Consider the following 13168-nt stretch of genomic DNA (forward strand, 5'->3'; position numbering starts at 1 on the left):
CTCTCCACAAGGGGGAGGGATGGGGAGGGGCAAATCGGAGCGCTCAGCCGATCGCCATCAGGCTGGCATTGCCGCCGGCTGCCGCCGTGTTGATCGAGGCGGAAACCTCTTCCACGAGCCAGTTCAGGCAATAGGCGTCCGGGTTGCGGGCGATCTCCTCGCTCGATGCGGCCTGGACGAGCAGGAGCGGGCCGGGCAGGGCGGCGATGGCCTTGTTGACGGCGCGGACGCGCTCGGTGTCACCTTCGACCAGCGCGCCGGCGAAGGGCCCGTCGGCGGCCCAGTCCTTTGACCAGGAGACGCGCAGGCCAACCGTTTGCGGCACGTTCTTCAGCGAAGCCTGCAGACCGGAGGCGGCATCGATCGCGACGCTGTTGCCGGTCGCGAGCGCTGCGGCGAGCTGGTGGTATAGCCCGCTCTCCGTCGCCGGGACGAGGAGGATGCGGCCGCGCGCATGGAGGGTATAGAGATTGCGTTCGCCGACCGGGCCGGGCAGTTCCAGATCCAGGCCAAGGGCCGAGCTGCTGCCGGCGTTGCGGGCCGCTTCGGCCTCCGCGCGCGCACCTTTGCCGTCGAGCCACTTGGCGAAGTCGAGAAGGACCGGATCCGTGTGCACCGAGCTGTGCTGCGGCGGAACCGGTGCGGTCGTAACCAGGCGGCCGAGATAAAGCGGACCGCCGGCCTTGGGACCGGTACCGGAAAGACCGCGCCCGCCGAAGGGCTGAACGCCCACCACCGCGCCGATGATGTTGCGGTTGATGTAGAGGTTGCCGGCCTTGATGCGGCTCGTCACATGCGCGATCGTCTCGTCGAGGCGCGTGTGGAGCCCGAAGGTGAGGCCATAGCCGGTGGCGTTGATGTCGTCCACCAGCCGGTCGAGATCGTCGCGCCGGTAGCGGATGACGTGCAACACCGGCCCGAAAACCTCGCGTTGAAGATCGGAAAGCTTCTCGAGTTCGATGATCGTCGGCGGCACGAAGGTGCCCACTCCGGTCTCCGAGGCAAGCCCGATCTGCTCGACCTTGCGGCCGAGCCCGCGCATCCGCTCTATGTGCTTCTCGATGTTGTCCTTCGCCTCTGACGTGATGACCGGCCCGACATCCACGGAAAGCCGATCGGTGCGGCCGATATCCAATTCGTGCAACGCGCCCTTCAGCATCGTCAGGATGCGGTCGGCCACATCCTCCTGCAGGCACAGCACACGCAGCGCCGAGCAGCGCTGGCCGGCACTGTCGAAGGCGGATGTGATCACGTCGCCGACCACCTGCTCGGCAAGCGCCGAGGAGTCGACGATCATCGCATTCTGGCCTCCGGTTTCGGCGATCAGCGGGATCGGCCGGCCGTCGGGCGAAAGGCGGTCGGCAAGCTGTGCCTGGATCAGCCGCGCGACTTCCGTCGATCCGGTGAACATCACACCTGCGGTCTCGGCTGCGGCGACCAGCGCCGCACCCACGCGTCCGTCGCCCGGAAGAAGCTGCAGCGCGCTTGCCGGGATGCCGGCCTCATGCAGGATGCGCACACCCTCGGCGGCGATCAGCGGCGTCTCTTCCGCGGGTTTGGCGAGCACCGGATTGCCGGCCACGAGCGCGGCGGCGATCTGCCCGGTGAAGATCGCCAGCGGGAAGTTCCACGGGCTGATGCAGACAATCGGCCCGAGCGGCTCGTGGCTGGGGCCGAGCGTGCGGCGCGTCTGTTCGGCATAGTAGCGCAGGAAATCGATCGCCTCTCGCACCTCGGCAATGGCGTTCAGTGCCGATTTGCCCGCCTCGCGGATGATCAGTCCGAGAAGCGTTGGCATGCGGGCCTGCATCAGCTCGGCGGCGCGGTCGAGGCAGGCGGCCCGTTCGGACGGCGGCACGGCCGCCCAATCCGGCGCCGCTTCGGCGGCAAGGCGCACGGCGCGCCGTGCGTCCTCTTCCGAGGTCTCGGTCACCGAGCCTACGACGTCGCGATGATCTCCGGGATTCAGAACCGCGCGCGTCTCGCCGGCAGCGGGACCGGTTGCGAGCCGCGGCACGGCGCTCCACTTCATGGCCGCGCTTTCCTTCAGCGCTTCCGTAAGCGACGCAAGCGTTTCCTCGTTGGAAAGGTCGAGGCCTGCGGAATTGGTCCGCGCATCGCCGAAGAGCTCGGCCGGCAAGGCGATCCTGTCGTGCTTGGCGCCGACGACCGGCATGGCGCGGACGACTTCGACGGGATCGGCGATCAGTTCGTCGATCGAAACCTTCGGGTCGTTGATGCGATGCACGAAGGAGGAATTGGCGCCGTTTTCGAGCAGGCGCCGGACCAGATAGGCAAGCAGCGTCTCATGGGTGCCGACAGGCGCATAGATTCGGCAGGGACGATCGAGCTTGCCGCGGCCGACGACCTCTTCGTAAAGGGGCTCGCCCATGCCGTGCAGGCACTGGAATTCGTATTTGCCCACCTGAAAGTCCCTGCCTGCCATGTGATAGATGGCGGCGAGCGTCTGGGCATTGTGTGTCGCGAATTGCGGGAAGACCACATCGGTCGCGGCAAGCAGCTTGGCTGCGCAGGCGATATAGGAGACGTCGGTGTGGATCTTGCGCGTGAAGACCGGGAAATCCGCGAGCCCGTCGAGCTGCGCCCGCTTGATCTCGGCATCCCAATAGGCGCCCTTCACGAGCCGCACCATGATGCGCCGCCCGGAGCGCCGGGCGAGATCGATGATGAAGTCCAGAACGAAGGGGCAGCGCTTGCCGTAGGCCTGCACGACGAAGCCCATGCCGTTCCAGCCGGAGAGCTCGCCGTCGAGGCAGAGCTCCTCGAGGAGATCGAGCGACAGTTCCAGCCGGTCGGCTTCCTCGGCGTCGATATTGAGGCCGATATCGTAATTCCTGGCGAGGAGAGCGAGCGCCTTGACCTTCGGCAGCAGTTCGCCCATCACGCGCGCGGCCTGCGCGCGGCTATAACGGGGATGCAGCGCCGAGAGCTTGATCGAGATGCCGGGGCCTTCATAGATGCCGCGGCCGGCGGAGGCTTTGCCGATCGCGTGAATGGCGCTCTCGTAATCCCTGTAATACCGTTCCGCGTCGGCGGCCGTGGTCGCCGCCTCGCCGAGCATGTCGTAGGAGTAGCGGAAGCCCTTTTCCTCGAGTTCCTTCGAACGCTTCAGCGCTTCCTGAATCGTCTCGCCGGTAACGAACTGTTCGCCCATCATCCGCATGGCCATGTCGACGCCGCGCCGGATCACCGGCTCGCCGCAACGCGAAATGAGACGCGTCAGCGCCGCCGACAAGCTGCGGTCGTTGACCGTCGAGGTCAGCTTGCCGGTGACGACGAGACCCCAGGTCGCGGCATTGACAAAGAGCGAACGGCTGCCGCCGAGATGCGATTTCCAGTTGCCGTCGGCGATCTTGTCGCGGATCAGCGCGTCACGCGTCGCCGTATCGGGAATGCGCAGGAGCGCTTCCGCAAGGCACATGAGTGCCACGCCTTCCTGGCTGGAAAGCGAATATTCCTGCACCAGGCCTTCGACGCCGGAGCCGCTGTGCTTGCCGCGCAGCGCCTCGATCAGCTTGCGGGCCGTTCGTGCGGCCGCGTCCCGTGTTTCCTTCGATTGCGTGGCCGCCTCGACGAGCGGCGGCAGGCATTCCGTTTCCGGGCGGCGGTACGCGGCCGTGATCGCCTGACGCAGTGTGCTTTGCGGCCGGACCGGCGGTGCGAAGTCGGCGAACGGCGCCGGGGCGACCTCGGCCGGGGTTTTTTGAAGCGGGCTCGGGCTCATTGAACGCTGTCCTCCACGGAACGGTAGCGGGCGCTATCGACGCCCTGATGTCGTGGCAGAAAATACGCGTGACATCGCCGAACATCCATCCGGCAAATTAGCACTATGACCGAATGTTTCTCCACGATAGGCCAGGCAAAAGGAGGACTATACGGAGCGCAGGCGAATGTTCCGGACGAAAATCAGCATGCAGTCCCGAAAAGTTGCTCCCGCGCCATCAGGCACTCGTCGTCCCCCGGCATGCAGGTGCGGCAGACGATGGGGCGTATATCGTAGACCTTGCAGGCGACGGAACGGCCGAGCTTGCCCTCGAGCGCCGTGCAGCGGCCGCTCTCGCAACGCATGCCGCCAAGATCCGCAGCCACATAGTCTGCCGGTATGCGCTCGAGCTCTTCCTCCGTCTCGAGCGAAAAACGCGGCCAGTCGGCCGAATAGGCGCAGCAGGCGCCGCAGCTCTGGCAGTCGAAATTCTGATTGGCGGGAACGGACTGGCTCATGGCATCAGCCTACCACGAAGCGGGTGGCGCCGGAATGCCTGCCGCTCGCGCCGGAAGGTCACGCCCCCACCGCGTCGCGCCTTGCTATCTCGTAGTCTTCCGTATGCACGAGCACGCCGTCGCCGGTCACCAGCGCTATGCCGTAGGCCGCCGGCTCGTCCACCGAAAGAGATGCGTCCGCCGTGTCGAAGGGCATCGGCTGCTGGTGCACGGGGCTTTTGAAGATCGAGAAGGGAATGCCGCGACTGGAGCCGCTGATGGTGCGGTGAACATGCCCGGCGAAGATATGACGAACATTGCCGTGCCGCTTCACAAGAGCGTAGAAATCGTCTTCGTTGATGAGGCGGATCATGTCCATACCGGCAAAGCCGCTGACATGCGGCGGGTGGTGCATGAAGATGAGCGTCGGCCGGCCGCCGGCCTCTTCGAGTTGCCGGCCGAGCCACGCAAGCCGCCTGTCGCATAGGTGACCGGCGTGACTCACCGGATAGTCGTAGGGCGGTGCAAACAGCGTATCGAGCAGGATCGCGCGGCAATCGGGGAAATCGAGCACCTGCTGGACGAAGCCGTTCACGTCTGTCGCCGTCTCGGTGAAGACGTCGAGAAACACCTCGCGCCGGTCGTGATTGCCGATCATGAGCGCCGCCGGTGGGGTGAGTTCGGCTATAAGAGTCTTCAGCCGCTCGTAGGAAGCGCGGTCCGCCCGATGCGTCAGATCGCCGGCGAAGATCACCCGGTCGGCATCCGCATGATAGCGGTTGACGTGGGCGATGCCGTTTGCGAGCCGCCGGTACGGGTCCAGTCCGATGATCGTCTCGCCTTCGGGCACCATGTGGAGGTCGGAGAAAATGATGAGCTTCGTCATGTGCGTCCCGCGTTGATGTCTCACGGGTCACGCTCCTGCGCCTGCTCGCAGGCGTCAAGCGGTATTTTCGGGCGGGTCGGACCTATGCGGGAGACCGGACCGCCGCCCTCATCACTGCAACCGGTCCACGGTTGCCTGCGCGAAGCGCCGGGCGGTCAGCAAATCGCCGGAGGACTTACCGGTCATGCCGCGCTCGGCGAGGAGATGGGCATAGCTTGCCATTGCCAGAACGTGGCCGTTCGCGGCGGCTTCGGCGAGAATTCGTGCCGACTGCAGCTTCTGTCCAGCCTTGTCGAGAACGCGTGCGAGCTGGAACTGCGTCCGGGCGCCGCCGTTCTGATTATAGGCCTCGCGGCAGGCGGAAAGCGCCACTCCGATGCGGATGTCCTGCGTCGCAACGGCCGGGAAAGCCCTGTTGCGTTCGAGATCGAATTCGCTGCCGGCCTCGCGGTCGCATTGCTCGGCGGCTGTGAGATCGCTTGCACGCGCCGCGGAAGGCATGATCGCGAAGAGGGGCAGGAGCACGGCCGCCGCAAGCAGATGATGCAGGCCGGTGCGAAGGCTCGATTCAACGTATTTCGTCATGGTGCGCTCCCTCTTGCCCGCACATTCTAGGGTCGCTCCGGCCCGGTATCTGTTCCGCGGGAAACAGCGGCGAAGGCGATGAAACGGTGAGTTCAGGCAGACCCCAAGATGCGCCTTGCATCGGGGACGCCTCGGTCTATCCTCGTGAGGAGCCGGAGGCCGAACAGGGAGCGCTGCGAAACCCAGCGGAGAAGCCGATGCGGCAGTTCGAGGTGAGGAGACGGATCTTTCTTGGCGGGCTGTTGCTTGCCGCCGTATCGGGCGGCCGTTCGACGGCAGCAGCTCCGGTCGTGGGCAAGGCCGCAAAAATCCGCGGCAACGTCCGCCGTCGGCAGGGCGGGGACGAGGAACGGCTGGCGATCGGCGGCGCGGTTCTCGACAAGGATTATGTCCTGACGAGCAGCAACAGCTTCGCCGATCTCGCCCTCAGCGAAACGCGTATCCTGCTCGGTCCGCAAACGGAACTGCTGATCGACAGCTACATCGCCGGCCAGGGCGGAACCCTGGAGCTGGGACTGGGCCGGATGGTCTTCGACCGGCCCGAAGGCTTGCCCAAGACGGACGTCGCGGTGCGCACCGCCTTCGGCATGATCGGCGTTCGCGGAACGAAATTCTTCTGCGGCCCGAGCCGAGCGGCGTTCGCGGTCTTCGTTGAACATGGCGTGGTGTCCGTTCGGGGCGGCGGCGTTACACGGACAGTTGCGGCCGGCCAGGGCGTCGATATCAGCCGCCCGGGCGCCGCTCCCAGCGAACCGACGCGCTGGGGAGAGGTGCGGATTCGTCAGGCCTATGCGAGCGTCGGGTTGAGGTAGCGGCGATGGCCGGCATCCCGCGCTGCGGTGGCGGTCCTCATTCCGCTCGAAGGTGCTTGTTCAGCCCATCGCTCGCTACCGTAAATAGCTCCATCAATCCGAAGCCTCTGATATCGTGGCGTCCAAGGGATCTGAGCGCCGCATTCGACTGCGCAGCCGCTGCCGGGCCGACGCAGATGGCGGTGCCGAGAAACTTGTTCGCCTCCTGAAGGCGAGCGGCGAGGTTCACCGCATCGCCATGGGCGGTGTAGTCGAGCTTCCCTCCGGCGCCCACCTCTCCCAGTACCGCCGGCCCGGTTTCGATGCCGATGCGCGTCCTGCCGAAGCCGTGTTCGGCAAATTGCGGGCGTCTGCGCATCTCCTCGGTCAGAACATGGATGGCCGCGGCGCAGCCGATCGCCTTGTCTACATGGTCGGGCAGGTCCTCTGGCGCATTGAAGAGAGCATGGACGGCATCCCCGACGACCTTGTCGACCATGCCGCCATGCCCGGCGACGAGCGCGTTCACCTCGGCGAAATAGACGTCGAGCAGGGCCACGAGTTCGCGGGGACCAAGCTTTTGCGAAAGTGTCGAGAAACCCTCGATATCGGTGAAGAGCGCCGTCACCGGGCGTTCCTCACCGGCCATGCGCCCGCGATCGGGCTCGTCTATGTAACGCGCCACCACGGATTGCGGCAGATATTGCGAGAATTTCCGCCGGGCGATCGCCTCTGCGCGCCGCGTGCGCGCGAACTGCAATGCGCTGGTGACGACGAGCACCGCAACCAGTGCCAATGATGTGCCGACTGCGTCGAAGAGCCAACCGGTGGAGGCATAGATCGCACCGGCAAAGGCGATGATGGCGAGCACCGTCGCAGCGCCCAGCATAAGGGATGCCATTGGGCGAAGCCTGGTTGCTGCATATGCTGCGGCGACTCCCGCTGCGAAGGCGAAGACCGCCTCGATCAATGGCAGATTGCTGCCACGGTAGGGCACGAACCCCGTCATGATCGCATTGGCGATATCGGCGTGGATCTGAACCGACGGCTGGAGCGGCATGGAGGCGGTGGGCCGAAGGCCGCCAAGGCTCGGCATGCTGCTGCCGATCAAGACGAGCCTTCCCGCCAAACGACCTTTCTCCCAGCGACCGGCGAGGACTTCGGCCGCAGAGATCGTGCGGACGGCGATCGCCTCCTCGGAACTTGCGGGGAAGCGCAGGTTGCCGTTCTCGTCGAGGGGGATGATCGCGTGATCGAGCCTCAGCCAGGCGGGTTCTCCGCCGAGAACCGGCGTACTGCTGTCGGCGGCAAGCCGCCCCGCTTCGATGCCGAGCGCCGGGTAGGCATCGTTGCCGAGTATGGCGAAAGCCTGAACGCGCCGGACCCGCGCGTCTTCGTCGCCGACGAGAAAAGCCGCCGTCGCAGCCTTCGCCCGGTCCATGAAGGCCGGGCAAGAGGTCTCTGCCCCTTCGATAAACCACTGCGCGGGGACGGCCAGCTGACGCCGGAGGGCCAGAGGCGGCACGGGGCGCGGCCGTTCGAGAACGCGGTCGGCCGCCAGGAAGCCGAGGGCCGCGGGTGCCCTGCCGATCGCCGCGGCGAGCGCGGCGTTTGCGGGCGAAGCCGGGTCGCAGGCGGAACTGAAAACGAAATCGACGGCGATCGTCTTCGGCCCGGCCGCGGCCAGGCGTGTAATCAGATCGGCGGTTGCGGCCCTGTCCCAGCTGCCGCCACGCGCTTCATAGGCCTTGCGGTCGACGTCGACGACGATGATGTCGGGCGACCTCGGCGAGGGGACCCATTGGGTGAGATTATCGAAAAAGAGCTCACGCTGGGTTTCGAGGATGGTTCCGGCAGAGAGATAGAGCAGCAGCGCCACGGCGAGGCTGGCGATGATTCCTCCGGAAAGCGGGGTTATGCGGTGATGCATCCTCGGCCTTACGCTCAACCGCTCCAAGTTTTTGAAACCGCCCCCTTTCAGGCGAGCGGCATCAATCCTCCTCCGGATCGGCGATGCTCAGCAGGCGGCCGACATTGCAGCAGATGATGCCGTCCGCTCGCTTGATCGCGCCGCTCTCCTCCAGCGACAGGATCGCGCGGTTCACCTTCGGCCGGCTCGCTCCGAGAATCGAGGCGATGTCCGTCTGGCTGAGCGTCAGCCGGAGATTGGCGCTTTGCGGCATCTCGCTGCCGTGGATCTGGCGAAGCGTCGCCAGGAAGAAGCGGGCGACGCGGGCGTTGAGATCGTAGAGCGCGATGGTTTCCAGCCGGTCCGTCGTGTCGCGCAATTGCGCGCAGAGGAAGCGGATCACCGCCTCGGCGGTCCTCGGCCTTTGCGTGATCAGGGCGAGGAAATCCTTCTTGCCGATCACATAGCCCTCGGCGTTGGTGACGGCCGTCGCATCCGCCGATCGCGGCTGTCCGTCGAGCAGCGCCATTTCGCCGAACAGCGCCCCTGCCTCGTGCTGCCGCAACATGAGTTCGCGGCCTTGCGGCGTGAACAGCGAAAGCTTGATGCGCCCGGAAACCACCACGATCATGTAGTCGCCTTGGTCGCCGCGTTGGAAAATGACCGTGCCCGCGGACCATTTGCGATAGCTGGCGATGCCCGAGAGCTCGCACAGGGTTTCGCTGTCGAACTCTTCGAATATAGGGAAGGACCGCCAGAAGGCGGAACTCCGGATGACTTCAGCCATTGCGATTACCCCTGCGTTCCCCTTTACGCGTCGGAGAGTTTTGACTCTGTTGCCTCATCTTGCAACAGAAAAGCGCTCGATCGGCCGACCGAAGCCAAAGCGGTAAGGCATCAGTTGACGACGAATCGATTCCGTCTCTAGATTGTGAACGATCTGTCGCCGGGTGGGCGGCTAGAGGATTTCGAAAATCTTGTTATCTCTGCTGCCAACACGTTTTCCAACAGGAGCCTTGCGCATGTCCCAGAATGTCATCGTGCTCATCGGGCGCATTCTTCTCTCGATCATCTTCATCACCTCCGGCTTCGGCAAGCTCACCGACCCGTCGGCGACGGCCGGCATGATCACCGGTGCCGGTTGGCCTGCCGCAACGGCGCTCGCCTATCTCGCCGGTCTCTTCGAACTCGTTGCCGGTCTTGCGATCCTCGTCGGCTTTCAGACCCGCATCGCATCCTATCTGCTCGCCGCCTTCTGCGTGGTCACCGCCTTCGTCTTCCATAGCGGCGCAATCAACGTCCCGGACTTCCCGCCGGCTGCAAACGGGCTGCTGACGGTCTTCAACCAGATCATGATGATGAAGAACATCACGATCGCCGGTGCCTTCCTGGTGCTGGCAGGCTTCGGCCCGGGCGCGCTCTCGCTCGATGCCCGCACCGGAAACACGGTCGCCGCTTAACGCAGGCACCCCTGATCGAGAAGAACCCGCCGGCTCGCCGGCGGGTTCTTTGTTTAGGCGTCACGTTCTCAAGGATAGATGACGCCCTTGCGCAGGATGACGTTGCCGTAGAGCCGCGGCTCGCTGGTCTGCACCACCGCATGGGCGGCCTTCACCCGCTGATAAAAATCCGCTCCGAGCAAAGGGACGACCGGCTGTGTCGGCTCATGTTTCCGACAGCAGGCGATGATGTCCCGATGCACCGGGTCGAGTGCATCGCGGTCCTGTTTCACCGTTGCCCGAAAGATCGCCTCCGGCACGAAATCGTCGATCGGCAGGATGCTCAATACGGCGTCGAGCACGGGGACAAGCGGGTGCCCGTCCAGCCGGATGAGCCGGCGCGCGTGCTCCAGCCCGGGATAGTTTCCGTCGACGAGCGCAATCTCGTCGCCGTGCCCCATCGCTCTCAATGTGGAGAGAAGCTCCGGGCTCAGAACGGGGCTTATTCCTTTCAGCAAGGGTCAAAGCTCCTTGAAGAGGACATTGGTGTCCAGAAGATAGCGCGAGAAGAGCGGCAGGCTTGCGCCGCCGATCGCGCGGGCGTGGCTGCCGACGGTGCCTTCGACGAGGTCCGGAACCGTGACGCCCTGCAGGTCGAGCGTCTGGAGGGCCTTGCGCGTCGCTGCAAGAAGGCGCGCCCGCACCCAGGGCGGAAAGCCGCCGTCGATCACGGCCGCCGAAAAATCGACGACGGAAACCGCGGAGACGACGGCTTGCGCAAGCGCCGCCGCCGCATCCTGGATCCATATTTCGAGCGGCTCGCCGAAATCGATCCAGTCGTCGGCCGAGTACCAGAGCGGCTCCGGGTCGATACCGCGTTCGCGCAGCAGCTTTTCCAGGACGAAGACCGAGGCGATTTTCAGCAACTGCGTCGACTTGCCGTCCTTGCCGGCGACAGGCAGCGGGCCGACGGCGCCGGCGGTGCCGGTTCGGCCGGAAAAGAGGGCGGAGTTGATCACGACGCCGCCGCCGATAAAGGAGCCGATATAGAAATAGACGAAATCGGGGTAACTGGCGCCGACACCGAAGGCGAGTTCGGCGCCGCAGGCGCTGGTTCCGTCGTTCTGAAGGAACACCGGATGCCGGATGCGCGAGGCGACCGCCGCCTGCAGGTCGAAATCACGCCACCTGTCCATCTCTTCGCGCGGGGCGCCGACCTCCTCCGACCAGTTCCACAACTCGAACGGCGTAGCGATGCCGACGCCGGCGATGCGGCCGCGCTCGCCGGCGTCAAGCTGTCCCTCGAGCTTGCCGATGCCCCCGACGATGAAGCTGACGATCTCCTCTGGCAGCGGATAGGTATGGATCTGATGCAGGTGCAGCCGAATGGTGCCGAGGAAATCCATCAGCACCAGATCGGCGCTGCGCCGGCCGATCTTCACGCCGAAGGAATAGACCGCATCGGGATTGAGCCGCATGGGGATGGAGGGCTGTCCGACGCGGCCGCGCACCGGCGCGCCGCGGACGAGCAGCCCGTCGGCTTCGAGCGACCGCATGATGACGGAGGCGGTCTGCGCCGAGAGACCGGAGCGGCGCGCGATCTCGGCCTTGGACAAGCTGCCGTGACGGCGCACCAGCGACATGACCAGCCGTTCGTTATAGGCGCGCACGCGCGTTTGATTGGCCCCGCCGCTCGGGTCGACCACATCCGGCTGGGGCGGCCCCGTATAGGGGCCATCTGTCAGTGACATGCCACCGTTTCCTCCCATTGGTACCTACGGCCCCCCCCAATCCGGGTGCGGCCCTGCAGTACCTAAAGCTTTTCCGCGACCGCACCCTGACCGCGGCACCCTGAAGCCGCTCGGTTCGCGTGGGCCTGTCCGCATTCGGCCGCGATTGTCAATGCCCGATCCTACCGGTCGGACGGACGCGACATTCCGTGCAGAATGCCACAACGAGATAATAATTCAATTTGATTTATTTATTGACAGGCTGGATTTTTGGTGCTTGATTGACCGTCGGAAGCGCCGTCTGCAGCCGAGGAGAATGCTGCAGCGGGTCCTGAAAGCCGGCGCGCCGGCATCTTTCATCCTTGGGAGGATTTAATGAAGAAGACAGTTCTTTCTGCCGCATTCGGCGCGCTCGCCATGGGCGTTGCTTTCGCATCGCCCTCGCAGGCAGCCGACGTGTCGGCATGCCTCATCACCAAAACCGATACCAATCCTTTCTTCGTGAAGATGAAGGAAGGCGCGGCCGCCAAGGCCAAGGAACTGGGCGTCACCCTGAAGTCCTATGCCGGCAAGATCGACGGTGATTCCGAAAGCCAGGTCGCTGCGATCGAGACCTGCATTGCCGATGGCGCCAAGGGTATCCTGATTGCCGCCTCCGATACCCAGGGTATCGTGCCCCAGGTCCAGAAGGCACGGGATGCGGGCCTTCTGGTCATCGCGCTCGACACGCCGCTCGAACCCCTCAATGCCGCCGACGCCACTTTTGCGACGGACAACCTGCTCGCCGGCAAACTCATCGGCCAGTGGGCGGCCGCAACGCTCGGCGATGCCGCCAAGGAAGCCAAGGTGGCCTTCCTCGACCTGACGCCGTCGCAGCCCTCCGTCGACGTGTTGCGCGACCAGGGCTTCATGATCGGTTTCGGCATCGACCCCAAGGACCCGAACAAGATCGGCGACGAGGATGATCCACGCATCGTCGGCCACGACATCACCAACGGCAACGAAGAGGGCGGCCGGACCGCGATGGAGAACCTCCTCCAGAAGGATCCGACCATCAACGTCGTCCACACGATCAACGAGCCGGCCGCCGCCGGCGCCTATGAGGCGCTGAAGTCCGTCGGCCGCGAGAAGGACGTGCTGATCGTTTCCGTCGACGGCGGCTGCCCGGGCGTCAAGAATGTCGCCGAGGGCGTGATCGGCGCGACGTCGCAGCAGTATCCGCTGATGATGGCGGCGCTCGGCATCGAGGCGATCAAGAAGTTCGCCGATACGGGCGAGAAGCCTACGCCGACCGAAGGCAAGGACTTCGTCGACACCGGCGTCGCGCTTGTCACCGACAAGCCGGTATCCGGCGTCGAGTCGATCGATACCAAGACCGGCATGGAGAAGTGCTGGGGCTGATCGGCCACGCGCACAGGCGTGAGGGGAAGGGCGGCCCCGGCCGCCCTTTCCGCAAGTGCCGAGGTCTTTGACAAGGCATAGAAAACCTGCGCAATTTTCAGGGCGGGGCGAGGAAAGCACGAGATGCTTCTTGCCCGCGTTCCGCTCTGGCTTCTCAGAACCGATCGCGGCGCAAGCGGGATTGTCGTCGAGCGTTCTGAGGCTCG

Annotated in this window: 11 protein-coding genes; 3 read left to right on the plus strand and 8 right to left on the minus strand. The window is 65.0% G+C overall.

The window, feature by feature from the left end:
* Positions 1–43: 43 nt before the first annotated feature.
* From putA to CN933_RS15020, 4 genes are all read right to left on the minus strand, one after another.
* Positions 44–3745, minus strand: coding sequence for a trifunctional transcriptional regulator/proline dehydrogenase/L-glutamate gamma-semialdehyde dehydrogenase (gene putA / locus CN933_RS15005; protein WP_018094070.1), 3702 nt, complete (start codon positions 3743–3745; stop codon positions 44–46).
* A gap of 182 nt (positions 3746–3927) precedes the next feature.
* Positions 3928–4242, minus strand: coding sequence for a YkgJ family cysteine cluster protein (locus tag CN933_RS15010; protein WP_018094071.1), 315 nt, complete (start codon positions 4240–4242; stop codon positions 3928–3930).
* Positions 4243–4300: 58 nt separating this feature from the next.
* Positions 4301–5107 carry a 2', 3'cyclic nucleotide phosphodiesterase SpdA gene (gene spdA, locus CN933_RS15015; protein ID WP_102761797.1) on the minus strand — a complete coding sequence of 269 codons (807 nt, stop codon included), beginning with the start codon at positions 5105–5107 and terminating at the stop codon, positions 4301–4303.
* A gap of 111 nt (positions 5108–5218) precedes the next feature.
* Positions 5219–5692, minus strand: a complete 474-nt coding sequence (locus CN933_RS15020; protein ID WP_018094073.1) for a hypothetical protein — start codon at positions 5690–5692, stop codon at positions 5219–5221.
* A 197-nt stretch (positions 5693–5889) separates the two neighbouring features.
* Between CN933_RS15020 and CN933_RS15025 the strand changes: the two genes are divergently transcribed.
* Positions 5890–6504: a FecR domain-containing protein gene (locus CN933_RS15025; protein ID WP_018094074.1), complete on the plus strand. Its 615-nt coding sequence runs from the start codon at positions 5890–5892 to the stop codon at positions 6502–6504.
* A 37-nt stretch (positions 6505–6541) separates the two neighbouring features.
* Here the strand turns inward: CN933_RS15025 and cyaD1 are convergent, their stop codons facing one another.
* Entirely contained in the window at positions 6542–8413 is a 1872-nt protein-coding gene (cyaD1, locus tag CN933_RS15030) for an adenylate cyclase CyaD1 (RefSeq protein WP_018094075.1), read from the minus strand.
* A 61-nt stretch (positions 8414–8474) separates the two neighbouring features.
* Positions 8475–9179, minus strand: coding sequence for a Crp/Fnr family transcriptional regulator (locus CN933_RS15035; protein WP_018094076.1), 705 nt, complete (start codon positions 9177–9179; stop codon positions 8475–8477).
* Between the two features lie 235 nt (positions 9180–9414).
* On the opposite strand from CN933_RS15035, the gene CN933_RS15040 reads away from it, so the two are divergent.
* Complete coding sequence (locus tag CN933_RS15040) at positions 9415–9852, plus strand: DoxX family protein (RefSeq protein WP_018094077.1); 438 nt, start codon at positions 9415–9417, stop codon at positions 9850–9852.
* A gap of 68 nt (positions 9853–9920) precedes the next feature.
* On the opposite strand, the gene CN933_RS15045 is transcribed toward CN933_RS15040, so the two are convergent.
* Complete coding sequence (locus tag CN933_RS15045; protein WP_018094078.1) at positions 9921–10349, minus strand: RbsD/FucU family protein; 429 nt, start codon at positions 10347–10349, stop codon at positions 9921–9923.
* Between the two features lie 3 nt (positions 10350–10352).
* Positions 10353–11582, minus strand: a complete 1230-nt coding sequence (locus CN933_RS15050) for an ROK family transcriptional regulator (protein WP_018094079.1) — start codon at positions 11580–11582, stop codon at positions 10353–10355.
* Positions 11583–11936: 354 nt separating this feature from the next.
* Here CN933_RS15050 and CN933_RS15055 point away from each other — a divergent pair, with 354 nt between their 5' ends.
* Positions 11937–12962, plus strand: a complete 1026-nt coding sequence (locus CN933_RS15055) for a sugar ABC transporter substrate-binding protein (RefSeq protein ID WP_018094081.1) — start codon at positions 11937–11939, stop codon at positions 12960–12962.
* Positions 12963–13168 lie beyond the last annotated feature (206 nt).

Source organism: Sinorhizobium sp. M4_45 (genome assembly GCF_002885915.1).
Taxonomy (GTDB): Bacteria; Pseudomonadota; Alphaproteobacteria; order Rhizobiales; family Rhizobiaceae; genus Sinorhizobium; species Sinorhizobium meliloti_A.

Coding starts and splice junctions, on each gene's coding strand:
- putA (WP_018094070.1), bottom strand. CDS start 3,745: ATGAGCCCGAGCCCGCTTCAAAAAACCCCGGCCGAGGTCGCCCCGGCG.
- CN933_RS15010 (WP_018094071.1), bottom strand. CDS start 4,242: ATGAGCCAGTCCGTTCCCGCCAATCAGAATTTCGACTGCCAGAGCTGC.
- spdA (WP_102761797.1), bottom strand. CDS start 5,107: ATGACGAAGCTCATCATTTTCTCCGACCTCCACATGGTGCCCGAAGGC.
- CN933_RS15020 (WP_018094073.1), bottom strand. CDS start 5,692: ATGACGAAATACGTTGAATCGAGCCTTCGCACCGGCCTGCATCATCTG.
- CN933_RS15025 (WP_018094074.1), top strand. CDS start 5,890: ATGCGGCAGTTCGAGGTGAGGAGACGGATCTTTCTTGGCGGGCTGTTG.
- cyaD1 (WP_018094075.1), bottom strand. CDS start 8,413: ATGCATCACCGCATAACCCCGCTTTCCGGAGGAATCATCGCCAGCCTC.
- CN933_RS15035 (WP_018094076.1), bottom strand. CDS start 9,179: ATGGCTGAAGTCATCCGGAGTTCCGCCTTCTGGCGGTCCTTCCCTATA.
- CN933_RS15040 (WP_018094077.1), top strand. CDS start 9,415: ATGTCCCAGAATGTCATCGTGCTCATCGGGCGCATTCTTCTCTCGATC.
- CN933_RS15050 (WP_018094079.1), bottom strand. CDS start 11,582: ATGTCACTGACAGATGGCCCCTATACGGGGCCGCCCCAGCCGGATGTG.
- CN933_RS15055 (WP_018094081.1), top strand. CDS start 11,937: ATGAAGAAGACAGTTCTTTCTGCCGCATTCGGCGCGCTCGCCATGGGC.